A 22,598-nucleotide genomic window follows, 5' to 3' on the forward strand; every position below is an offset into this window, starting at 1 on the left:
CATAAAAATAAGACAACTATTTAATAAAACCTTAACATTAAACGTGTTTACATCAACTCAGGGAAGAAGGCATAATGAGTAAGGCAATAAGAACCAATTAAACACAACCAATTCACAATCAAAAGGGGTACAAAAATCGTGGAATACAATTTGCAAGAAATGTTATTCATGTTTTTTGGAGGATTAGGGATCTTCCTATTCGGTATCAAATCGATGGGAGACGGCCTTCAAAAGTCTGCAGGAGATCGACTCCGCGACATCCTTGATAAGTATACAACGAATCCATTCCTCGGAGTACTAGCCGGGATCATCGTTACGATTCTTCTTCAGACGTCTACAGGTACGACAGTTATCACGGTCGGTCTTGTCAGTGCCGGTTTCATGACGCTCCGTCAAGCGATCGGGGTCATCATGGGTGCGAACATCGGGACAACGGTGACAGCGTTCATCATCGGAATTGATATCGGTGAGTATGCGCTCCCGATGATTGCCGTCGGTTCTGCACTGTTGTTCTTCTTTAAAAAAGAGAAGTTTCAACATATGGGTCAAATCATCTTTGGCGCCGGAGCTCTCTTCTACGGTCTTGAACTTATGGGAGACGGCATGCGTCCGCTCCGTACGAGCGAGTACTTCTTCGAACTCACACAATCGATGAGTCAAAACCCGATCCTCGGAGTTGTCGTCGGTACGGTGTTCACGTTGATCGTTCAATCGTCATCAGCGACGATCGGTGTCCTCCAGGAACTATACGCTGGTGGTTCGATCGACTTGAAGGCCGCTCTACCGGTCTTGTTCGGTGATAACATTGGGACGACAATCACAGCGGTTCTCGCTGCACTCGGTGCGTCAGTCGCGGCTCGTCGCGCAGCTGCGGCCCACGTCATCTTTAACTTGGTCGGGACGGCCATGTTCTTGATTATCTTACCGCTCTTTACGCAATACATTTTCTGGATTACAAATTTCCTTAACATTGAGGCGAAGATGCAAATCGCCTTCGCCCACGGTACGTTCAACGTCGCCAACACATTGATCCAGTTCTGGTTCATCGGGACAATTGCCTGGGTCGTGACGAAACTTGTACCAGGCGAAGATTCAATCGTTGATACGAAAGCGCAACACTTGGACCCAATCTTCATTCAACAGTCGCCTTCAATCGCGGTCGAACAAGCTAAATATGAAGTCATCCGCATGGGTGATTTCGCGAAGCTTGGTCTTGATGAGGCACGTTCTTATATGGAGACTGGTGACAAGAAGCACGCGGAAAAATCAGCGCACATTGAAGATGCGTTAAACTCGCTGAACTCTAAAATTACGGATTATCTTGTTCAACTCGCGGCCGTCGATTTGACGGAGCACGAATCACAACAACATAAGACACTCATGCATGCCATCAACGATATCGAGCGAATCGGTGACCACGTTGAGAACATCATCGAGTTGATCGACTATAAGACGGCGACACGCATCACGCTCTCGCCGGGAGCTCAAAAAGAATTGACGGAAATGTATGATCTGACACGGGCCACACTCGAGAAGTCACTCCAAACGCTCGCGAGCGGTGACATGGTCGAGGCGCGTCAAGTCATCGAGATGGAAGCGAAACTCGACATGCTCGAGCGCCAGTTCCGCAAAAATCATGTCGTTCGTTTGAACACAGGTGAATGTGACGGCCAAGCTGGTATGTTCTTCGTCGATATGCTCTCGAACCTTGAGCGGATCGGTGACCATGCGATGAACATAACGGAAATCACACTCGAAGACGCAACGAACGAAGTATCGGTCTAACGTTTCGAAAAAGTTCTGCTACTTAAGTTATAAGTAGTAGGACTTTTTTTCGTACATATGACTTTTCATTGACAGTGGCGGCTTCATTCAGTATATTATTACTGTATAACAACGTGGCGGTGTAGCTCAGCTGGCTAGAGCGTACGGTTCATACCCGTGAGGTCGTGGGTTCGACTCCCTCCGCCGCTACCAATAAGGACCCTTAGCTCAGCTGGTTAGAGCAGACGGCTCATAACCGTCCGGTCGTAGGTTCAAGTCCTACAGGGTCCATCAAAGACAGCTTTCTGATGAAAGCTGTCTTTTTATTTACATTTTTGTTTTCAAAAGTGAAGACGTGGGTAAATATTCGTTAGCATTTTATTTTTGAAAAATATGAAACGAGGCGAAGTAAGATGGAACGAAATCATACGATGATGCAATTTTTTGAATGGCACGTCCCGGCTGACCAAAAGCATTGGAAGCGATTGAAAGAACGTGCTTCTAAGTTGAAAAAAGCAGGAATCACCGCACTTTGGTTGCCACCTGTCACAAAAGGTCAAAATGATGAGGATACGGGATATGGTGTCTATGATTTGTATGATTTAGGCGAGTTTGATCAAAAAGGGACCATCGCTACAAAATATGGGACGAAGCAAGAGCTGCTTGAGGCGACGAAACACGCCCAAGAGCTCGGGATGCAAGTATATATGGACGTCGTGTTGAACCATAAAGCTGGAGCCGACGCAACCGAGAAGTTCGACGTGTTAGAAGTCGACTCGGAAGACCGGACGAAAGTGTTGTCGGAAGAACCGTTTGAGATCGAAGGGTGGACGAAGTTTGATTATAAAGAACGAAACGATAAGTACTCGTCGTTCAAATGGAACTTCCATCATTTCAACGGCACGGACTATGACGCGGCGAGCGAGCATAGGGGTATCTTCTTCATCTTAGGCGATAACAAAAAATGGAATGACAACGTCGATAGTGAGTTCGGCGTATACGATTATCTGATGTTCGCGAACATTGACTATCATCATCCGGAAGTCCAGGAAGAAGTGTTAAGTTGGGGCAAGTGGTTCATCGAAGAGACGAAATGTGACGGCTTCCGTCTCGATGCGATCAAACATATCAACTATGATTTCGTCAAAGAGTTCAGCCAAACGATGAAAGATGAAAAAGGTGAGAACTTTTACTTGGTCGGTGAGTTTTGGAAGTCAGAGCTCGAAGATTGCCGCGCCTTTTTAGACAACATCGACTACCACGTCGATTTGTTCGACGTGCCGCTCCACTACAATTTGCAACGTGCCTCGATCGAAGGCGCATCGTTCGATTTGCGGACGATTTTTGACGACACGCTCGTCCAGTCCCACCCGTTTCACTCGGTCACGTTCGTCGACAACCATGACTCACAGCCGGCCGAGGCGCTTGAATCATGGGTCGAAGATTGGTTCAAACAAAGTGCTTACGGTCTGATCTTGCTTCGCCGAGACGGTTATCCGTGCGTCTTCTACGGGGATTACTACGGCATCAACGGGCCCCACCCGACTGAAGGGAAGAAACAGGCCATCGATCCGCTTCTGTACGCACGTCGCGAAAAAGCATACGGGCAGCAAGATGATTACTTCGATAACGAGAACGTGATCGGCTGGGTCCGACACGGTAGCGAGGACATCGAGCGCTCAGGTTGTGCCGTCATCATCTCGAATAACGAGGAGGCGGAGAAACGGATGTACGTCGGGGAATATCGTGCCGGGGAGAAATGGGTCGACTTGACGCAGACGATCGATGAAATCATCGAGATTGACGAAGATGGAAAAGGGGTATTTAAAGTAGCGGCAGGATCGATCTCGGTCTGGGCGTTGCCGGACGAAGAGGTGGAATAAGCCTTTACAATTGAGTAAGCCGTCACAAATCTGTTACATTTAAAGCGAACGTTGTTCAAACCAATTTAAAGGGGGATTTTAGTTATGGCTAAATTTGAATTACCACAACTTGATTACGCATACGATGCACTCGAACCACACATTGACGCACGCACGATGGAAATCCACCATTCGAAACACCACAACGCTTACGTCACGAACGTGAACAATGCACTCGAAGGAAAAGATGTAGAGTACTCTTCACTTGAAGACTTGCTCCAAAAACTCGATTCGCTTCCTGCTGACATTCAGACAGCTGTTCGTAACAACGGCGGCGGCCATTGGAACCACTCGTTCTTCTGGAAGTTGTTGAAGAAAAACGAGAACGGGACACCAACGGGCGAACTCGCAACGGCGATCGACGAAGCGTTCGGCAGCTTTGACGCGTTTAAAGATGAGTTCACGAAAGCCGCTACAACTCGTTTCGGTTCAGGTTGGGCTTGGCTCGTCGTCAAAGGCGGCAAGCTCGAAGTCACGTCGACACCGAACCAAGATTCACCGATCATGGAAGGCATCACGCCGATCCTCGGACTCGATGTTTGGGAGCACGCGTACTACTTGAACTATCAAAACCGTCGCCCGGACTACATCCAAGCGTTCTTCCACGTCATCGACTGGGATTACGTCGCGAAGCTTTACGCTGACGCCAAATAATGACACGATCCCGAGATTCGGTTGAATCTCGGGATTTTTTCTACATTTCATTAATTTGTAAACAAATTATGATATAGTGAAAATCGAGTCTGAAAATAGAAATACAGAAAAGTATAATATAGAAGCAACTGAATGTGGAAGGAGATAACTGAATTGGCTAGACACCGTGTGAAAGTGCCGAAAAAACGGCGTAACCACCTTCCGTTACGGTTAAATTTATTGTTCTTTATCGTCTTCATCTTGTTTGCGACGTTGATTTTTCGGTTAGGCGTCGTCCAAATCGTCAACGGAGAGTTGATCGCCCGAGAAGTTCAAAAGACCGAGTCGAGCAAGATCAAGTACGAGGTGCCTCGCGGCAAAATCTACGATCGGAACGGGCAAGTGTTGGCCGACACGATCTCGAACTATTCGGTCATGTACCGTCGCTCCCAAGTGACGAAAACGGAGGAGCGTCTCGATGTTGCGGTCAAACTTGCTAAGATCGTCGACATTCCGGAGAAAGACCGCAAAGTGACCGAACGGGACCGCAAGGACTATTGGATCGCCATCGATCCCGAGCGCTCGCAAGAACGAGTTCAATCGCTTCTCGCCGAGCTGCCGGAAGAAGAGCGGGCCGCCTTGTCGAACCAAGCAGTCGATCAGTTGCTGCTTGATTCAATCACACAAGCAGAGATCACGTTCGATGATGCGACCGAAGAGATCATCGCCATCAAACATAATATGGAGAGCGGGTACGCGTTAGACCCACAAGTCATCAAGATCGGCGCGTCGCCGAAAGAGATGGCTTTGATCGAAGAAAACTTGGAGCTGTTGCCAGGCGTCAGCGTCGAACCGTATTACCAGCGGGCTTATCCGTTCGGTGAAACGTTCCAAAGTTTCCTCGGAAGCTATCGTCAAATCCCGGCCGAGCAACGGGCCTCGTATCAAGCGAAAGGCTACGGGTTGAACGATCGGGTCGGGACGTCTTATCTCGAGCAGCAATATGAAGATATTTTACGCGGGACCCCGGCCTATGACGTTTTCACGACGTATAAAGGTCAACCGGTCGGTGAGCCTACGCGCGTGAGCGGTAATCCCGGAAAAGACATCATCTTGTCGACGGATATCGAATTCCAAAAAGAAGTCGATGAGATCTTGAAGAAGGCGATCCGTGCCGGGCGTTCGGGGAGTCCGCACTTCGACCGGGCTTTCGTTGTCGTCATGAATCCGAAGACGGGCGAGCTGCTCGCTTTGTCTGGCCAAGAGTTAGATCTTGAGACGAACGAGTTTAAAGACGTCTCGACAGGAACCGTGCTCCGGGCGAGCCAAATCGGCTCGACGATCAAAGGGGCGACCGTCGCGTTCGGACTTGAAGAAGAAGTCATCAAGCCGGGCGAATACATTTACGACGCGCCGATCCGCATCGGGTCTTCGCTCAAATCGTCTTACCGGAACATGGGGAACATCAACGACCTCGATGCGCTTGCCATGTCGTCGAACATTTACATGTTCCAGATCGCGCTCAGGCTCGCCGATTATTACTCGACCGGCCAAATCGTCGGTGACAACGTCACTGAGGCGTTCAATACGATGGAGCACTACTATAAACAGTTCGGACTCGGGATCGAGACGGGCATCGATCTTCCTTACGAATCAATCGGTTTCCGGAGCGTACCCGACCGCGTCACACTGTTGATGGATATGTCGATCGGTCAGTTCATCTCGTACACGCCGATCCAACTCGCGCAATATACGTCGACGCTTGCCAACGGCGGATATCGGGTGCAGCCGCATCTGTTAAAAGAGATCATTGAACCGGGATCGCTCGATGAGATGAACAAACAAGTCGTCAGCACGTTCCAGCCGAAAGCGCTGAACAAAGTCGACATCCGCGACGAGTTCATCCAGCGTTCGCGTCAAGGCTTCCGTCAAGGGGTCGAGAGCGGGACGTCACGGATTCTCCAACAGACGGGAGTGACGGCGGCCGGTAAGACCGGGACCGCGCAAGCGATCGCGGAAGGGCCGGACGGTCAAGCGAAGCGAAACGATAAAGGTGAGCCGATCAAGACGCTCAACTCGAACCACGTCGGCTGGGCTCCGTATGACGATCCAGAGATCGCGTGGGCGATCATCATGCCAGGTCTTGAGGCGGAAGGCGTCAACACGCGCGTCGCCCATGACATCATGAAAGTATATTTTGATTTAGAAGACGTCCAAGCGCAGCTCCAGTAAAGAAGTCACTTCGGTGGCTTTTTTTATCTTTACAATTCTTTTACGTTCCGTTTATTTATCGTTAATAGTAGTTTATTAGGATGTTAATTGTAGGACGAAACAACAGATCCACAACACAAATCAAAGCAAACTCAAGGAGGACGTCAGAAATGTCTTGGATGAAAAAATCAGCTTTACTCGCTTCAATCACTTCGGTGGCCATCGTCGGTGCCGCGTGTGGAAACAATGAAGAAGAAAACGGTGGAGCCGAAGGGGACGCACTTTCAGGTAAAGTCGTCATGGACGGTTCGTCTACCGTATTCCCAATCATGGAAGCGGTCGCTGAAGAGTATTCAGCTGAACAGCCAGACGTTGAAGTAACGGTCGGTGTATCTGGAACGGGCGGCGGCTTCAAACGTTTCGTGACCGGGGAGACAGACTTCTCGAACGCATCACGTGAAATCAAAGAAGAAGAAGCAGCCGAAGCTGAAGCGAACGGCGTCGAGTACACAGAAATCGCGGTCGCGCTTGACGGATTGGCAATTGTCGTCAACCCTGAGAACGATTGGGCCGATGATATCACGATGGATGAGCTTAACATGATGTGGACAGATATGAACGTGAAGACATGGAAAGACGTCCGCTCGGACTGGCCGGATGAAGAGATCTCATTCTTCTCACCTGGTAAAGACTCAGGTACGTTCGATTACTTCAACGAAGCAGTTCTCGAAGATACAGACGTTCGCCAAGATGCACAGTTGTCAGAAGACGACAACGTCCTCGTAACAGGAGTTGCCGGAACGAAAAACGCGATCGGTTTCTTCGGATACGCGTACTACATTGAAAACGAAGGCACGTTGAAATCGTTGAAAGTAAACGGCGTCGAGCCGACAGCTGAGAACGTGACATCGTTCGAATACCCACTGTCACGTCCAATCTACACGTACGTGAACAACGCATCGATGCAAGAAAAGCCGCAAGTTGTAAACTTCGCACGCTTTATGAACGAAAATGCCGGAGCACTTGCTGAAGAAGTCGGCTATGTCGCGATGGAGCAGGCAAGTTACGATGAGAACGCTAAACTGATTGATGAACTCGCTGGTGAATAAATAGAGCAAATGGCAGAAGGTGAGAGATTCTCTCGCCTTCTCGCCATGCTTTCTAGTATGAAGAGGTAGGGAGCGATAAACGAGATGAACGAATCAAAAAATGAGTTCTCGATTCGAGAGATGATTAACGCGAATAAGCAAAAAAAATATAGTACGACGAACGTGTTTGACAAAATCATGCCGTTCTTATTATTCTTGAGCGCATTTGTCTCGGTCGTCACGACGATCGGGATTGCTTTGACGCTCGGCTTCGAACTGTTCAAGTTCTTTGAAAAAGTCCCGGTACGCGACTTCCTAGGCTCGACCGAATGGTACCCGCTCAGTGCGGACCCGAGTTTCGGTGTTTGGGCGCTCGTCATGGGCACACTCCAAATCACGCTCATCGCGATGATCGTGGCAGTGCCGCTCGGACTCGCATCGGCCATTTATTTGAGCGAGTACGCGTCTGAACGGGCCCGGACGATTCTCAAGCCGATCCTTGAAGTCCTCGCCGGTGTTCCGACGATCGTCTTCGGGTTCTTCGCCTTGTCATTCGTCACACCGATCTTGCAGTCGCTCATTCCAGGGTTGAAGATCTATAACGCCCTCAGTCCAGGGATCGTCGTCGGCATCATGATCATCCCGATGATCGCGTCGATTTCGGAAGACGCGATGAGTGCCGTTCCGAAAAAGATTCGTGACGGGGCACTCGGCCTCGGTGCGACACGTCTAGAAGTCGCCCTCAAAGTCGTCATGCCAGCCGCGCTCTCCGGAATCATCGCTTCGATCGTCCTCGGGATGAGTCGAGCGATCGGTGAGACGATGATCGTCACGATCGCGGGTGGGTCGCAACCGAACTTCGAGTTCAACCCGCTCGACTCGATCCAAACGATGACGGCGTATATCGTCCAAATCGCCAAAGGTGACGCCGGTTACGGGACAATCGAATACTATAGTATCTATGCGGTCGGTGCGCTTCTATTCATCTTTACGCTCGTGATGAACTTGTTCGCGAACTGGGTGACGCGCCGCTTCAGAGAGGAGTACTAATATGGCTTTGCCGAACAGTGAGTTCAAGAATACGAAGAACTATATTGACCATGAGACCGTATCGCGACGGATTAAAAGTCGCCTACGATTGAACGAAATCTTTAAATACATCTTTTTAGCGGGGCTCATCTTCGCCTTGCTCGTCCTATCGACGCTTATTTATGACGTGATCTCAAAAGGTGGCGGCTGGGTCAATCTCGACTTCCTCCGCAACTTCCCGTCACGCCGCGCCGAACAGGCCGGTCTTTATCCGGCTTTGATCGGGACGCTTTGGCTCATGATGCTAATCGTGCCGATGGTGTTTATCGTCGGTGTCGGTGCCGCGATTTACTTGGAAGAGTACGCACCGAAAAACCGGCTCACGTCGTTTATCGAAGTGAACATCTCGAACTTGGCGGGTGTCCCGTCGATCGTGTTCGGTTTGCTCGGATTGACGTTCTTCGTCCGGACGGCCGGACTTGGCAGCTCGGTCATGACGGGGGCGCTGACGCTCGGTCTGATGAGTTTGCCGATTGTCATCGTCGCGTCACAAGAAGCGTTACGGTCTGTTAAGATGGAGCTGCGTCATGCGTCGCTCGCAATGGGTGCCTCGAAATGGCAGACGACGTTCAACGTCGTGTTACCGTCAGCCATTCCAGGGATCATCACAGGGATCATCTTGGCCGTATCCCGGGCCATCGGCGAGACGGCACCGCTCATCATGATCGGGGCGGCGACGTTCATCTCGACGACACCGAACAATGTGTTTTCAGACTTCACAGCACTCCCGATTCAAATTTACAGCTGGACGAGCCGTCCGCAAGCTGAATTCCAAAACATTGCCGCTGCCGGCATCATCGTCTTGATGACACTGCTCATCACGATGAACTCGGCCGCAATCTATATCCGCAACAAGTATACAAATCGACATTAAGTCGCAGCAGTAAACGAGGAGGACTCTCGAGATGATGAAACAAACAGAGCTTAAAGGAGATCATAACGTGAATACAACGACGACCCAACCGACCGAGACCGTGATGCAAAAAGACAGTGCTTATGTCGTGAACAATTTGAACTTATGGTACGGCGACGATCAAGCATTGATCGACGTCAATCTCGACATTAAGAAAAACGAAGTGACGGCCATCATCGGTCCGTCTGGTTGTGGGAAGTCGACGTTCATCAAGACGTTGAACCGGATGGTCGAACTCGTCCCGACGGTACGGACGAACGGGGAGATTCTTTACCATGGCCGCAACATCTTTGATCGTGACTATAGAGTTGAAGATCTCCGCACGTCGGTCGGGATGGTGTTCCAGCAGCCAAACCCGTTCCCAAAATCCGTGTACGACAACGTCGCGTACGGACCGCGCACGCACGGGATCAAAAATAAAAAAGTGCTCGACGAGATCGTCGAACGCTCACTGCGCGGCGCCGCGATTTGGGAAGAAGTGAAAGATCGCTTGAACGAAAACGCCTACGGTCTCTCAGGTGGTCAGCAACAGCGCCTTTGTATCGCCCGGACACTTGCCATTGAACCAGACGTCATTCTTATGGACGAGCCGACGTCAGCGCTTGACCCAATCTCGACACTTAAAGTCGAAGAGCTCGTCCAAGAGTTGAAAGAGCAATATTCGATCATCATCGTCACGCACAACATGCAACAGGCAGCACGTGTGTCTGACAAGACGGCGTTCTTCTTGAACGGGGAAGTCGTCGAGTTCGACGCAACCGATAAAATCTTCTCGAATCCAACTGACAAGCGGACTGAAGATTACATTTCTGGCCGGTTCGGTTAAGAGGGGGAGATTACTATGGCACAAAATCGCGCGTTTTTTGATGTTAAATTACATGAACTAGAAGAGAAAGTCGTTCGCTTGGCGAACTTGACGATGCGCCAAACGGCGACGGCGATCGAGGTACTCGAGAAACGAGACCTCACGCTCGCCCAGACGGTGATCGACAATGATAACGAACTAGATGACCTCGAACTTGAAATCAACGACCAGGCGATTCTCTTGATTGCCAAACAACAACCGGTCGCGACTGATCTTCGCCGCTTGATCGTGACGATGAAGTCCGCGACCGATCTTGAACGGATCGCGGATTACGCGACGAACATCGCTAAAGCCGTGACGCGAATCGAGCACGTCCCGTACTTGCTTGACATTAAGCCGCTCAAGCAGATGGCCGAACAGTTGATCGATATGCTTGAACTCGCAACCCGGGCCTATCGTAAAGGTGAAGCCAGCCGGGTCCGTGAGTTGAATGAGATGGACAAAGTCATCGATGATCTCAACTTACAGGTGATCAAGCAATATATCGGAAGTCTACCGACGATGACGGTCGGAACGAACGATGTTTATGAGTTTGCAAACATCGCCCGCTATCTCGAGCGGATGGGCGACCATGTGACCAATTTCGGGGAACATTTGATTTTTCTCGAAAAAGGGAAGCATTATGATTTAAATCAGTGATAAAAGTGGTAAAGAACAACAGGTCTGTTGTTCTTTACTTTTTTTTGTGCAGGAATTCACTGAAAAAGAACGAATACGTAGAGCATATGGATTTTTTTTTTGGAAGGGAGCCAGACATAAATGGAAGAAAAAATCGTATCCTTGAAACAACAAGGGCTTACGTTAAAACAGATTGCAGAACAATTAGACATGCCAGTCGGAAAAGTCCAGTACGCATGGCGTAAATGGCGTTCCCAGAACGGTGAGGTCACCAAGCCGACAACCGCTCCTAAAAAATCTTCTAATGAAGGGAAGGATAGAATGAAACGAAACGAGAAAGAAGCTCCAACAGTGGGGCAGGTCGCCTCGACACTCCATCACGAAGAGCCGAAGCAGTCACCGCTCCTTGAAACAGGTCCAGACGGTTTTTGGAAGCTTCCAGACCGCTACGATGTCGACCTCATGCACGCGGTCGTTCAATCCCCGAACGCGGTCTATGTTTTTTGGGAAGTGTCAGACGCTGTGAAAGAGACGCTGACGATGCAGTTCATGCGGCCGTGGGAAGATTTGCCGAAGGCGTTCCGCATCTTAGACATCACCCTGCTCGATTACACATCTGGTCATGCGAACCGGTCTTATACGTTCGAGTTGCCGGAAATGACGAACAGCTGGTTCGTCCGTCCGCTCGACCCGAACACGACGTACGTCTTCGAATTCGGGATTCGGACGATGGAAGGCGAATTTCTTCCGCTCGTCGCCTCGATGCCGATTGATACGCCGCGGAACGAACCGGCAGGAGTCGGACGTTTTGCCGAGCCGGTCAGACGTTGGCAATTCGGTGAAGTCGAGTCACCAGAACTACTCGATACGTTACCAAAATATTCTGCATACCGCTGCGTACGCTGAGGAGGACACACTATGAAACCAGGTTATTTTTCACTCGTCCTACATGCCCATCTTCCGTACGTGAGGCATGAAGAGAAACACCGGCTAGAAGAACGCTGGGTATATGAAGCCATCTCCGAGACATACATCCCGATTCTGTGGCAAGTCGATCGACTTCAACGGCCGCTGCATTGGACGGTCAGTATCTCTCCGCCCGTCATCGAAATGCTCGCCGACCCGCTCGTCCAAGATCGCTACCTCGGGCATTTAGATGAGATGCTTGAACTGATCTCAATCGAACTGGCTGAGGGTCGGAGCGAACAAGAAGTCGAGACGCTTCATTTTTACGAGCGCCGTTATCAAGACTTGAAGAACACGTTCCTCCATTGGGAGAAAAATTTGAACCAAGCGTTCCGTACATATCGTGAGCGAGGCTTCATCGATATGGTCACATGTACGGCGACACACGGTTTCAACCCGCATCTGTTCACCGATCAGGCGGCGCGGGCCGAGATTCGGACCGGATTGAACTGCTTCGAGCGGCATTACGGCTTCCGTCCGACCGGTATTTGGTTACCGGAATGTGCGTATACGCCAGGAGTCGACCGCATCCTCTATGAGGAAGGGATTCGCTACACGTTCGTCGATGAGCACGCGTTGCTCGAGGCCGACCCGACGCCGGACAAAGGCATCGGTGCGCCTGTCTATTCGCCGCACGGAGTCGCTTTGTTCCCACGTGATCAAATTATCTCCGGGAAGATTTGGAGTTCGATGATCGGTTATCCGGGGCATCCGGACTATCGCGAGTTTTATCGCGATCTCGCCTACGATCGGGACTGGGAATACATTCAAGCGTTCATGCATCCGGAAGGCATCCGTTTCGACACAGGTTTGAAAATGCATCGTATCACGGGCGACAGCGACGAAAAAGACTATTACGTCCGCGGATGGGCCGAACATCAAATCGATAATCACGCGACCGATTTCGCCGAGACGCTCGCGGCGCATTTAGAAGCGCACGGTGGACAAACGTTCCCGCCGTTCCTCGTCACGGCACCGTTCGACGCCGAACTGTTCGGCCATTGGTGGTTTGAGGGCCCTGAATTTTTAGGGCAAGTCGCGGAGCGGCTAGAGGCATACGGGATTGAGACGATCACGCCGGCACTCTTCCTCGAGCGTCATTTCCAAGACCTGCAAACAGTACAAGTTTCGATGAACACGTGGGGCCGGAAAGGTTACGGCGATGTTTGGATCAACGAGCGCAACGAATGGATGCTCAGACATTTGCACACGATGGAGACGCAACTCGTCAAAGACGTGGCCGACTATCGGAACACCTCGCCACTCGCCGACCGGGCTTTAAGACAGCTCATTCGTCATTATGTGCTCTCAGTCTCGAGCGATTGGGCGTTTATCTTGGACGGCCAGACGACGGCGCAATACGCCGCCGAACGTTTCCGGGAACATACCCGTCTGTTTGCCGAACTCGAAACGGCGCTCTACGAAGGCAAGCTATCGGATCGCTTGCTAGACGAGCACTACACGGTCTATCCGTTCTTAGACGACGTTGACATTGATATCGATACGTTCCTATCTCCACACGACTATTATGTGACGCAGGAGCGTGGCGAAGAAGGTGAGGTCATTCTCGTCCTCACGCCAGAATATACAGGCAATATCGTGGGCGACCTCGGTCACCGCGTCGTCGCTGAAGTCGAGGCACGAGCGGCTGACGGGGAGACCGTTTACGTCCTCACGCCGCACAGTGAAGGACTGCCTGAATACGAGCGCCACAATCGCGTTCACGTGTACCGGGTCCCGCTCACGAGTCCGTTTCTAGAGCATGTCATGAACCAAATCGCTGCTCAGAACGTCGCCTACGTGAAACTCGTCCAACAGTTACAGACGATGGTCAACTTCAAAGCGGTCCATCATTTCGATTGGATGACGATTCCAGCGGCACGTTCACTTGCGAAGTCACTAGATATTCCGTTATACTCAACTATGTTGTCATTTGAAACGTCCCGCAACCCGCACGGGCACGGTGGCCTGTTCGATGCGATCCATCGCATTGAAAACGGCGTCCTCTCGGAAGCTGATACGGTTTATGTCGGTGAACAGCTCTCGATCGAGGAGCTCGCGACGCGGTATGTGATCGGCGATAACGTAAAAACGTGCCTACCGCTCGACGCGTCACCGTACGGGCAGAAACGTTTGAAAAAGAACGTGAAATAACCTTGCTTTTTCAAAAAAAACTTGGTAGGATAATTGAGTATGCTTAGACTGTAAAGCAAAAGCACTTGATACAACATTAGTAAGATGGGAGTGAAAGATATGCGCGTTAAAATCACACTAGCTTGCACAGAAACAGGCGATCGCACGTACATCACGAAGAAAAACAAACGTAACAACCCAGAGCGCCTCGAATTGCGCAAATACAACCCACGTCTCCGTCGTCACACGCTTTACCGCGAAGTGAAATAATTGAGACCGGCCGTCACTCATGTGGCGGCCTTTTTTTTCGATAGGAGGAATAAAAGATGACGGCTAAACAAGAGCTCCGAAAAGCGGTTCATGTGAATATTCGCGTGCTCACCGATCGTGACGAGCGTGATGAAGCGATCCTACATACCGTGGCGTCACTTCCTGAGTGGCAACAAGCGCATACGGTCGCACTCACATTGTCACTCGACCTTGAAGTGAATACGCGTCCGCTCATCGATACAGCTTTAAAAGCAGGAAAATCGGTGTTAGTGCCGAAAGTAATGGAACAGGGGCTCACGTTCCACGAAATCAGGACGTTCAGCGACCTCGAGCCGGGGGTAATGGGTATTCTCGAGCCGACGACCGCGGAAACCGACCTCGACATCGATGTCTGTATCGTGCCAGGCCGTGTCTTTGACCGTTCTGGATATCGGATCGGTTGGGGCGGGGGTTATTACGACCGTTTCTTAGCGACATATCGCGGTGCTACGATCGCGCTCGCCTACGACGTACAAGTGCTCGAAGAAATACCGATCGAACCACACGACATACCTGTCGAACTGATCGTGACAGAAAGGGAAATGATTCGATGCTCTCAATCGTCCTCGTAACTTGTCTAGTTGCACTGGCCGGATATCTTCTCCGGTCGTTGACGTTCTCTGGAGCGATCTTGACGATCGTGACAGGGGCGGTCATCGGGTTTGGTTTTGGCTGGTTCGGGCTGTACTTGCTCGGTGTGTTCTTTTCGACGTCCTCGCTCGCTTCAAAATATCGCGCCCGCGACAAGGCGTCGGTCGATGACATCGTTGAAAAATCCGGGCCGCGTGATTTCGTGCAAGTGCTTGCGAACGGAGGAATCGCCATGCTCACCGCAATCGGAATGGCGATGACTTCGAACGAGGCGTGGCTATTCGCTTACGTCGTTTCAATCGCGGCGGCGACGAGTGACACGTGGGGGTCGGAGTTCGGCGTCCTCGCATCGCGCCGACCGCGCTCCGTTTTGACATTGCGTGAAGTTGAACCGGGGACGAGCGGTGGGGTGTCACCGTTCGGTACGCTCATGTCCATCGCCGGCGCGACGATCATCGTCTTGGCATCGCTCCCGTTCTTGAACATAACGATGGGCACGCTATTTCTATTGATTGCGCTCGGTCTGAGCGGCAGCGTCGTCGATACGTTACTCGGTGCGACCGTGCAACGAAAGTATCGCTGTCGGACGTGCCGAAAACTGACGGAGAAAAAGCTGCATCACGGCGAAGCGACCGACTATGTATCTGGATGGCGCTTTCTCGGCAACGACGCCGTTAATTTCTTGGCGATCGCCTCCGCGGCGGCGATTGGTTTTCTTGTTTTCGCATAAGGGTAGTACAGAGAATGAGGATGTTTCAAACGAATGTGAATTTTGTCACAATATTGCCAAACTGAAAACGGTTTCTCTTGTATTGACTGTTTGTGAATGATGTTACAATCTAGGTGTAACAGACAAAACAAAAACATGAAACAGATTGTTTGAAGGGTGGAAAAACAACATGGAAACATTAAATCATGCAAAAGTAACACGGGTCGCTCTCGTCGGGGCCGGAGCGGTCGGTGCAAGCTTCGCGTATCAATTGACGACAGCGAGCCTATGTGAAGAACTCGTCATCATCGACATCAACAAGGCGAAGGCAGAAGGCGAAGCGATGGACTTGAACCACGGCGTCTCGTTCGCTTCGTCACCGATGCGCGTATGGGCTGGAGATTACACGGACTGCGGTGCTGCAGATATCGTCGTCATCACGGCCGGAGCTCCTCAAAAACCAGGTGAGACACGTCTCGACCTCGTTGAGAAAAATGCGAAAATCATGAAATCGATGATCACTGAAATCATGGCTTCTGGCTTCGACGGTATCATCATCCTCGCGTCAAACCCGGTCGATATCATGACACACTTGGCTTGGAAATACTCGGGTCTTCCGAAACATCGCGTCTTCGGATCAGGGACTGTACTCGATACGTCACGCCTCCGCTACATGCTAGGTGATTACTTCAACGTCGATCCGCGCAACTGCCACGCTTACATCATGGGTGAGCATGGCGATACCGAGTTCGCGGCGTGGAGCAACGCCCGGATTTACGGCAAATCGGTCGAACAGTTGCTTGAAGAGAACGACGAGTATACGTGGGAAGACCTTGAAGACATCTACGTCAACGTTCGTGACGCTGCGTATCACATCATCGAACGTAAAGGCGCGACGTACTATGCGATCGGTCTCGGCTTGCTTCGTCTCGTCAAAGCGGTGCTCCGTAACGAGAACACGTTGCTCACGGTCGGTGCCTACTTGGACGGAGAGTACGGCTTGAACGATATTCATATCGGTGTGCCGGCAATCATCAACCGCCAAGGCGTGCGTCAAGTCGTCGAAATCGAGTTATCAGAAGAAGAGAAGCAGAAAATGCTCCATTCGGCAGACGTGTTGTTGAAAACGATGAAACCTGTTTTATAATATATTCGCGATATAGACGTAGTCGGCGTATGCCGGCTACGTTTTTTATGTGTTGGCACGGACGGCGGACAGATTCAGAAAGCGCCAACTTTTGTCGTCATGATCGAATTGGATTACAATTAAGACAGAAGGAAAGGAGGGGATTCAGTTGACGCAACCGGGATGTTTTTGGGAAGACATTTACCATGCGGTCGAGGCAGGCGGTCGGGTCGAAGGGATACTCGAGCCTTCGCGCGCGCTGCTATTGTTCGACACGAAAGCTGGAGACCTCTATCACCTGTACATAAAGACGGATAAGGCGTGGGCAAACCATGTCGCGATCGAGATCGAGGCGGTCATGAGCTCGTTCCGACTCGCACGACTCGGGCGTGCGAAGCTTCATGTCCATATATACGGCGACGCGCTCGTCGATGAGGAGCGACTTGAGACGTTGTCGTTCCAAGTCGCGGCCAAGGTGAGACTCGACAGGCACACGTGTGGCGATGAACAAGATGAGACCCGGTTTCGGTCGCTCGCGCTCGCACTCGATAAACAGCGAAAAGCCGAACTGAAGAAGCGATTCTCATTCGGTGAACCGCAACTCGTCTATGCGCTCATGATGTTGACATTTGTCGTCATGTGGCTCGCCGAATCGCTCGGCTCGACGCTCGATCCGAACACGCTCATCCGATTCGGCGCCAAAGTCAATCCGCTCATCGACGATGGCGAATGGTGGCGCCTTGTCACACCGATGTTCCTTCATATCGGCTGGTTTCATTTTGCGATCAACATGTTCGCGCTCTGGTCGCTCGGCCCGCTCGTCGAACGCATGTATGGGTCACCGAGGTTCTTGACGATCTATCTGTTGGCGGGCGTCATCGCGTCGACTGCCTCCTACGCGTTCAGTGAAGCGATTTCGGCAGGCGCGTCCGGTGCATTGTTCGGTCTCGTCGGCGCACTGCTCTATTTCGGACTGCGTGACCGTTCGCTGTTCATGAAGACGCTCGGCCCACCGCTGTTTATTATGTTAGGATTGAACGTAGGGCTCGCCTTCGTCCTCGGTGCCAGCTTGGACCACTCGGCCCATGCCGGGGGCCTCATCGGTGGATTTTTGATGGCGGGCGTGGTCGGATTACCTGATGAAACGACAAAAAAATGGCGCCTGTTGTTCACGGTGCTCGCTATTGGATTGACCGGGACATTATACTGGCTCGGATATAATCGATGACAAAGGAGTAACAACATGATTGATACGTTAAAACGATTAGTAGAGATTCCAAGTCCTTCTGGAATGACGCACGAAGCAGTCAGTTACGTCGAACGAGAGCTCACGGACCTCGGGGTCGAGACGAGCCGATTGACGAAAGGGGCACTTTTAGCCACGTTTCCTGGACAAAGTGGCCCGGCCCGTCTCTTGACCGCCCACGTCGATACGCTCGGTGCGATGGTGAAGGAAGTGTTGCCGAGCGGACGCTTGCGGCTGACGCAAGTCGGCGGTTACGCCTGGACCGCGATCGAGGGAGAGAACTGTCTCGTCCATCGCGAGGCGGGCGAGGCGGTGGACGGGACGATCCTCGTTCATCAATCGAGTGTGCACGTCTATAAAGACACGAACAGTGCCGAGCGGACGGCGACTAACATTGAAGTGCGTCTCGATGCCGACGTTCATACGGCGGACGACGTCCGGGCATTAGGCATCGAAGTCGGGGACTTCATCTCGTTCGATCCCCGTTTCAAGCAGACGGAGACGGGTTATGTTAAGTCACGCCATCTCGATGATAAGGCGTCGGTCGCCATCCTGCTCGATTTGGCGCGTGACTTGGTCAAAGCGGACTTGCCACATACGGTCTACTATTTGATTTCCAACTATGAAGAGGTCGGTTTTGGCGGGAACGCCGGGATCCCGGACGAAGTCGATGAGTATATCGCAGTCGATATGGGCGCGCTCGGGGACGGGCAACACTCGGACGAGTACACGGTATCGATCTGTGCCAAAGATTCCTCAGGTCCGTACGACCTCGAGTTGCGTCGTCAGTTCACGAAGCTTTGCCGCGACCACGACATTCCGTTCAAAGTCGACATTTATCCGTTCTACGGTTCGGACGCATCAGCTGCGATCCGGGCCGGCTATGACGTACGACATGCGCTCGTCGGTCCTGGGATCGAGTCGAGCCACAGCTATGAACGGACGCACCAAACATCGCTCGAGGCGACACGAGCGTTGCTGTATCGCTACGCATTGACCGCGATGGGGGAATAATGATGAGAAACTTTTATGACGTGCAACAGTTTTTAAAATCGTTTGGCACAATTATTTACATCGGAGAGCGTGACGCCGAGATCGGTCTCATGATGATGGAGTTAGACGAATTGAACGCCGGTGGGATGATCGAACAGCGCGAGTATGACACGGCAAAGATTATTTTGACGCATGAACTAAAAAATTCAATAGATTGACAGAAAAACCTCTTGTGCAAATGTTTGCACAAGGGGTTTAATAGTGTAGACTATTGAATGAAAGCGATTTATTTGAGACGAGGAGTGGAATGCATGAAGTGGTTATTAGGAATCGACATCGGCGGGACGACGGTGAAAATGGCCGTCCTAGACATGAACGGGATCATTTCAGACAAGTGGGAGATCAAGACGGACATCCGTGATAATGGGGTACATATCCCGACAGATATCGCCGCCTCGTTTGAAGCGTACCTTCAGCAATCGGGAAAAGTGAAGCATGATTTTGCGGGTGCGGGAATCGGAGCTCCGGGATTCATCAACTTCTCAGAAGGTGTCGTCGAATACTCGCCGAACATCGGATGGAAGAACTTTGAGCTCGTTAGCGAATTCGAGAAAGCGGTCGGATTGCCGGCCGTGCTCGAGAATGACGCGAACGCGGCCGCGCTAGGGGAGATGTGGAAAGGCGCCGGTGAAGGAGCGTCTGAACTGCTCGCAATCACACTCGGTACGGGTGTCGGAGGCGGTGTCATCACGAACGGGAACATCGTCCATGGGGCGGCCGGCATGGCTGGTGAGATCGGACATATCACGGTCGAGCGCGACGAGGCGAAAGCGGTCATGTGTGGATGTGGGCGCAAAGGCTGCATCGAGACGATCGCCTCAGCAACCGGCATCGCCCGTCTCGCTTTACAAAAGCGTAAAGGGAGAACGACGTCATTGAACGAGTTAGGTGAAGTGACGGCTCGCGATGTGTTTGAAGCCTATAAAGCGAAAGACGAGGTCGCGACAGAAGTCGTCGAAGAGATGACGGAATATCTCGGGTTGACGATTTCAAACATCGCCAACACGTTGAACCCTAAAATGATCGTGATCGGCGGCGGCGTTTCAAAAGCGAGACAAGCTTTGCTCGAGCCGCTTGATGAACAATTTAAGCGGTTTGCCCTTGAACGGGTATATACGTCGACGACGTTCAAAATTGCCGAACTCGAGAATGACGCCGGGGTCATCGGCTGCGCTTGGCTGGCACGAAAACATTTTTTGCCGACTAGAGTCTAACCTGTAAAGCACACATGCGATTTCGCATGTGTGCTTTTGACGTACAAAGGGAATTGTAAAGGTATGGTTGATTTTTTGTTAAAAAAGGGGTAAGATTTGGACTTGATACTGGACTGTTACCGTTAGTGAAATAGATAACAAGCCAACTACATGTTATTGAACTTATTCATGGCGCATCCTGCTTGAGGACGTCTTAAAACTGAAAAGAGGAGGAGGCCGTCAGATGAAGTCATCTCAAAGCTTATCGAAGCTGACTATGCGACTGAATGAAACGGTCCGCGCTTCGTTTCAAGAATATCGGTTATTTTGGATATTTAGTTTATTACTTTGGACGAAGACGTACGTAGTTTACCAATTTTTCTTTGACATCCCGATTGAAAACACAGCTCAAGCGTTCATCTTGTTGATCAGTCCGATCAGCTCGACCTTGTTCTTGTTCGCTTTTAGTTTCTTCTTTAAAGGAAATAAGCAAAAGTGGGTGCTGTATACCCTTTATGCGGTCGCCTCGTTCCTGTTGTTCGCGGACGCTGTCTACTACCGCGAGTTTACGGACTATTTGACGATGCCTGTCATTTTGCAACCGTCGAACATGGAGACGCTGTCGACTTCATTCATGTCACTGCTTGAATGGAAAGACTTGATCATTCTTGGGGACGTGCTCGTTTTGCCGTTCGTACTACGGAAGATCAATACGTTGCAAACCGCCGCGTCTCACCGCCGGGCGCTCATCACGTTCGTGGCAGCTGTCGCCGTGTTCTTGTTCAACTTGTCGCTTGCTGAGACGGAACGCCCTGAACTGTTGACGCGTTCGTTCGACCGTGAGCTGCTCGTCAAAAACATCGGGACGTTCAACTTCCACGTCTATGACGCGATGCTTCAAACGAAGACGTCCGCGCAGAAAGCGATGGCCGATGGGTCGGAGTTAGCCAAGATTGAAAAGTATACCCGCCAAAACTATGCGGCGCCGAATCCGGATTTGTTCGGGAAATATAAAGGCAAAAACGTGGTCGTCGTCTCGCTCGAGTCGACACAAAACTTCACGCACAATATGAAAGCGGCGAACGGCGAGTATATCACGCCGAACTTGAACAAGCTGATCGAAGAGTCCCATTACTGGCCAAACTATTACCATACGGTCGGGCAAGGGAAAACGTCAGACGCCGAGTTCGCCCTCGATAATTCGCTGTATGGCCTGCCACGTGGAGCCGTTTACTTCACGAACGCTGATAATGAGTACCAAGCTCTTCCTGAACTGATCAAAGAAGAGAACTATTATTCGGCCGTGTTCCATGCGAACAACAAATCATTTTGGAACCGCGATTTGATGTACAAGAATACCGGTGTCGACATGTTCTATGATGAGAAGAGTTACGACCTTGGGAATCCTGAGGACATGACGGAGTGGGGCTTGTTGGACGATAGTTTCTTTGAACAATCGATTCCGATGCTCGAGGAACTCCCGCAACCGTTCTATGCGAAGTTCATCACGCTCACGAACCATTTCCCGTATACGATGCCGAGCGAGGATTACGAACTCGTGCCGAAATTCGAGACGAACTCGACGACGCTTAACAACTTCCCGCAGGCACTCGCTTACCAAGACTATGCGCTTGGCCTGTTCATCGACCAACTGAAACAGAACGGGATGTGGGAAGATACGATTTTCGTCGTGTACGGTGACCACTACGGCATTTCGACAAACCATAACGACGCGGTGGCCGACTTGCTCGGTAAAGAAGAGTTGACGCCGTATGATGTGGCGAAACTTCAACAAGTGCCGTTCGCCATCCATTTGCCGGGCCAAGAAACAGGCGAAGTCCATGAGACGATCGGAAGTCATATCGACATGAAGTCGACGCTCCTGCACTTGCTCGGCATCGATACGTCGGACTTGGTCGGGTTCGGGAACGACTTGTTCGCTGAAGACCGCAACAGTCGTGCCATCTTCCGAGACGGCACGGTCGTCACGGAAGATTACGTGTGGACGCAATCGATGTGTTACGATGCGACGACTGGAGAAGCGGTTGAAGATACGACACTTTGCGGACCGGTCACGGAAGAAGCCGAAAAAATCCTGCAAATGAACGATGACTTGATCTATTCGGATTTGCTTCGCTTCAAAGAACAAACCGATTAATAATCAAGAGC

The 22,598-nt window shown here is 51.1% G+C and carries 20 protein-coding genes and 2 tRNA genes; all 22 read left to right on the forward strand.

Annotated features, from left to right (window positions below):
- Positions 1 to 138 precede the first annotated feature (138 nt).
- The 22 genes from EVJ30_RS01640 to EVJ30_RS01745 all read left to right on the forward strand — a co-directional run bounded on the left by EVJ30_RS01640 (position 139) and on the right by EVJ30_RS01745 (position 22,587).
- Positions 139 to 1,785, forward strand: coding sequence for a Na/Pi cotransporter family protein (locus tag EVJ30_RS01640; protein ID WP_131459029.1), 1,647 nt, complete (start codon positions 139 to 141; stop codon positions 1,783 to 1,785).
- A 115-nt stretch (positions 1,786 to 1,900) separates the two neighbouring features.
- Positions 1,901 to 1,977 (forward strand) — tRNA-Met (locus tag EVJ30_RS01645).
- A gap of 4 nt (positions 1,978 to 1,981) precedes the next feature.
- Positions 1,982 to 2,055 (forward strand) — tRNA-Ile (locus tag EVJ30_RS01650).
- A 122-nt stretch (positions 2,056 to 2,177) separates the two neighbouring features.
- Positions 2,178 to 3,647, forward strand: a complete 1,470-nt coding sequence (locus EVJ30_RS01655; RefSeq protein WP_131467837.1) for an alpha-amylase — start codon at positions 2,178 to 2,180, stop codon at positions 3,645 to 3,647.
- A gap of 84 nt (positions 3,648 to 3,731) precedes the next feature.
- Complete coding sequence (locus tag EVJ30_RS01660) at positions 3,732 to 4,340, forward strand: superoxide dismutase (RefSeq protein ID WP_071397750.1); 609 nt, start codon at positions 3,732 to 3,734, stop codon at positions 4,338 to 4,340.
- 153 nt (positions 4,341 to 4,493) lie between these two features.
- The gene (locus EVJ30_RS01665; RefSeq protein WP_201739052.1) at positions 4,494 to 6,551 is read left to right on the forward strand and encodes a peptidoglycan D,D-transpeptidase FtsI family protein; all 2,058 of its coding nucleotides are present in this window, start codon (positions 4,494 to 4,496) and stop codon (positions 6,549 to 6,551) included.
- A gap of 149 nt (positions 6,552 to 6,700) precedes the next feature.
- On the forward strand, positions 6,701 to 7,639 hold the full coding sequence (locus EVJ30_RS01670; protein ID WP_131458742.1) for a PstS family phosphate ABC transporter substrate-binding protein: 939 nt from the start codon (positions 6,701 to 6,703) through the stop codon (positions 7,637 to 7,639).
- 84 nt (positions 7,640 to 7,723) lie between these two features.
- The gene (gene pstC, locus EVJ30_RS01675; protein WP_016508080.1) at positions 7,724 to 8,668 is read left to right on the forward strand and encodes a phosphate ABC transporter permease subunit PstC; all 945 of its coding nucleotides are present in this window, start codon (positions 7,724 to 7,726) and stop codon (positions 8,666 to 8,668) included.
- A gap of 1 nt (position 8,669) precedes the next feature.
- Positions 8,670 to 9,581, forward strand: a complete 912-nt coding sequence (gene pstA / locus EVJ30_RS01680; protein ID WP_131458743.1) for a phosphate ABC transporter permease PstA — start codon at positions 8,670 to 8,672, stop codon at positions 9,579 to 9,581.
- A 103-nt stretch (positions 9,582 to 9,684) separates the two neighbouring features.
- Positions 9,685 to 10,446 (forward strand): phosphate ABC transporter ATP-binding protein PstB, encoded by a 762-nt coding sequence (pstB, locus tag EVJ30_RS01685; protein WP_233589588.1) that lies wholly within the window; start codon positions 9,685 to 9,687, stop codon positions 10,444 to 10,446.
- 15 nt (positions 10,447 to 10,461) lie between these two features.
- Entirely contained in the window at positions 10,462 to 11,124 is a 663-nt protein-coding gene (phoU, locus tag EVJ30_RS01690; RefSeq protein ID WP_071397746.1) for a phosphate signaling complex protein PhoU, read from the forward strand.
- 120 nt (positions 11,125 to 11,244) lie between these two features.
- On the forward strand, positions 11,245 to 12,009 hold the full coding sequence (locus tag EVJ30_RS01695) for a DUF4912 domain-containing protein (RefSeq protein ID WP_131440104.1): 765 nt from the start codon (positions 11,245 to 11,247) through the stop codon (positions 12,007 to 12,009).
- Positions 12,010 to 12,021: 12 nt separating this feature from the next.
- Positions 12,022 to 14,223 carry a 1,4-alpha-glucan branching protein domain-containing protein gene (locus tag EVJ30_RS01700; RefSeq protein WP_131467839.1) on the forward strand — a complete coding sequence of 734 codons (2,202 nt, stop codon included), beginning with the start codon at positions 12,022 to 12,024 and terminating at the stop codon, positions 14,221 to 14,223.
- A gap of 84 nt (positions 14,224 to 14,307) precedes the next feature.
- Positions 14,308 to 14,472: a 50S ribosomal protein L33 gene (gene rpmG, locus EVJ30_RS01705; RefSeq protein ID WP_016510885.1), complete on the forward strand. Its 165-nt coding sequence runs from the start codon at positions 14,308 to 14,310 to the stop codon at positions 14,470 to 14,472.
- 56 nt (positions 14,473 to 14,528) lie between these two features.
- Positions 14,529 to 15,083 carry a 5-formyltetrahydrofolate cyclo-ligase gene (locus EVJ30_RS01710; RefSeq protein ID WP_131467842.1) on the forward strand — a complete coding sequence of 185 codons (555 nt, stop codon included), beginning with the start codon at positions 14,529 to 14,531 and terminating at the stop codon, positions 15,081 to 15,083.
- Complete coding sequence (locus EVJ30_RS01715; protein ID WP_131458747.1) at positions 15,062 to 15,832, forward strand: DUF92 domain-containing protein; 771 nt, start codon at positions 15,062 to 15,064, stop codon at positions 15,830 to 15,832. The genes EVJ30_RS01710 and EVJ30_RS01715 overlap by 22 nt, the downstream gene beginning before the upstream one ends.
- 169 nt (positions 15,833 to 16,001) lie before the next feature.
- Positions 16,002 to 16,958: an L-lactate dehydrogenase gene (locus EVJ30_RS01720; protein ID WP_131458748.1), complete on the forward strand. Its 957-nt coding sequence runs from the start codon at positions 16,002 to 16,004 to the stop codon at positions 16,956 to 16,958.
- 148 nt (positions 16,959 to 17,106) lie between these two features.
- On the forward strand, positions 17,107 to 18,165 hold the full coding sequence (locus tag EVJ30_RS01725) for a rhomboid family intramembrane serine protease (RefSeq protein WP_131458749.1): 1,059 nt from the start codon (positions 17,107 to 17,109) through the stop codon (positions 18,163 to 18,165).
- 15 nt (positions 18,166 to 18,180) lie between these two features.
- The gene (locus EVJ30_RS01730) at positions 18,181 to 19,197 is read left to right on the forward strand and encodes a M42 family metallopeptidase (RefSeq protein WP_131458750.1); all 1,017 of its coding nucleotides are present in this window, start codon (positions 18,181 to 18,183) and stop codon (positions 19,195 to 19,197) included.
- A 2-nt stretch (positions 19,198 to 19,199) separates the two neighbouring features.
- The gene (locus tag EVJ30_RS01735) at positions 19,200 to 19,394 is read left to right on the forward strand and encodes a YqgQ family protein (RefSeq protein ID WP_070327032.1); all 195 of its coding nucleotides are present in this window, start codon (positions 19,200 to 19,202) and stop codon (positions 19,392 to 19,394) included.
- A gap of 93 nt (positions 19,395 to 19,487) precedes the next feature.
- Complete coding sequence (locus EVJ30_RS01740; RefSeq protein WP_304984927.1) at positions 19,488 to 20,450, forward strand: ROK family glucokinase; 963 nt, start codon at positions 19,488 to 19,490, stop codon at positions 20,448 to 20,450.
- 223 nt (positions 20,451 to 20,673) lie between these two features.
- Positions 20,674 to 22,587 (forward strand): LTA synthase family protein, encoded by a 1,914-nt coding sequence (locus EVJ30_RS01745; protein WP_131467844.1) that lies wholly within the window; start codon positions 20,674 to 20,676, stop codon positions 22,585 to 22,587.
- Positions 22,588 to 22,598: the final 11 nt, after the last annotated feature.

Origin of the sequence: Exiguobacterium sp. SH5S13 (genome assembly GCF_004337085.1) — a bacterium.
Lineage (GTDB): Bacteria > Bacillota > Bacilli > Exiguobacteriales > Exiguobacteriaceae > Exiguobacterium > Exiguobacterium aurantiacum_A.

Bases quoted from the DNA above. Each gene is read 5' to 3' on its own strand.
- EVJ30_RS01655 (WP_131467837.1), top strand. From the start codon at position 2,178: ATGGAACGAAATCATACGATGATGCAATTTTTTGAATGGCACGTCCCG.
- EVJ30_RS01660 (WP_071397750.1), top strand. From the start codon at position 3,732: ATGGCTAAATTTGAATTACCACAACTTGATTACGCATACGATGCACTC.
- EVJ30_RS01670 (WP_131458742.1), top strand. From the start codon at position 6,701: ATGTCTTGGATGAAAAAATCAGCTTTACTCGCTTCAATCACTTCGGTG.
- pstC (WP_016508080.1), top strand. From the start codon at position 7,724: ATGAACGAATCAAAAAATGAGTTCTCGATTCGAGAGATGATTAACGCG.
- pstA (WP_131458743.1), top strand. From the start codon at position 8,670: ATGGCTTTGCCGAACAGTGAGTTCAAGAATACGAAGAACTATATTGAC.
- pstB (WP_233589588.1), top strand. From the start codon at position 9,685: ATGCAAAAAGACAGTGCTTATGTCGTGAACAATTTGAACTTATGGTAC.
- phoU (WP_071397746.1), top strand. From the start codon at position 10,462: ATGGCACAAAATCGCGCGTTTTTTGATGTTAAATTACATGAACTAGAA.
- EVJ30_RS01695 (WP_131440104.1), top strand. From the start codon at position 11,245: ATGGAAGAAAAAATCGTATCCTTGAAACAACAAGGGCTTACGTTAAAA.
- EVJ30_RS01700 (WP_131467839.1), top strand. From the start codon at position 12,022: ATGAAACCAGGTTATTTTTCACTCGTCCTACATGCCCATCTTCCGTAC.
- rpmG (WP_016510885.1), top strand. From the start codon at position 14,308: ATGGGAGTGAAAGATATGCGCGTTAAAATCACACTAGCTTGCACAGAA.
- EVJ30_RS01710 (WP_131467842.1), top strand. From the start codon at position 14,529: ATGACGGCTAAACAAGAGCTCCGAAAAGCGGTTCATGTGAATATTCGC.
- EVJ30_RS01715 (WP_131458747.1), top strand. From the start codon at position 15,062: ATGCTCTCAATCGTCCTCGTAACTTGTCTAGTTGCACTGGCCGGATAT.
- EVJ30_RS01720 (WP_131458748.1), top strand. From the start codon at position 16,002: ATGGAAACATTAAATCATGCAAAAGTAACACGGGTCGCTCTCGTCGGG.
- EVJ30_RS01730 (WP_131458750.1), top strand. From the start codon at position 18,181: ATGATTGATACGTTAAAACGATTAGTAGAGATTCCAAGTCCTTCTGGA.
- EVJ30_RS01735 (WP_070327032.1), top strand. From the start codon at position 19,200: ATGAGAAACTTTTATGACGTGCAACAGTTTTTAAAATCGTTTGGCACA.
- EVJ30_RS01740 (WP_304984927.1), top strand. From the start codon at position 19,488: ATGAAGTGGTTATTAGGAATCGACATCGGCGGGACGACGGTGAAAATG.
- EVJ30_RS01745 (WP_131467844.1), top strand. From the start codon at position 20,674: ATGAAGTCATCTCAAAGCTTATCGAAGCTGACTATGCGACTGAATGAA.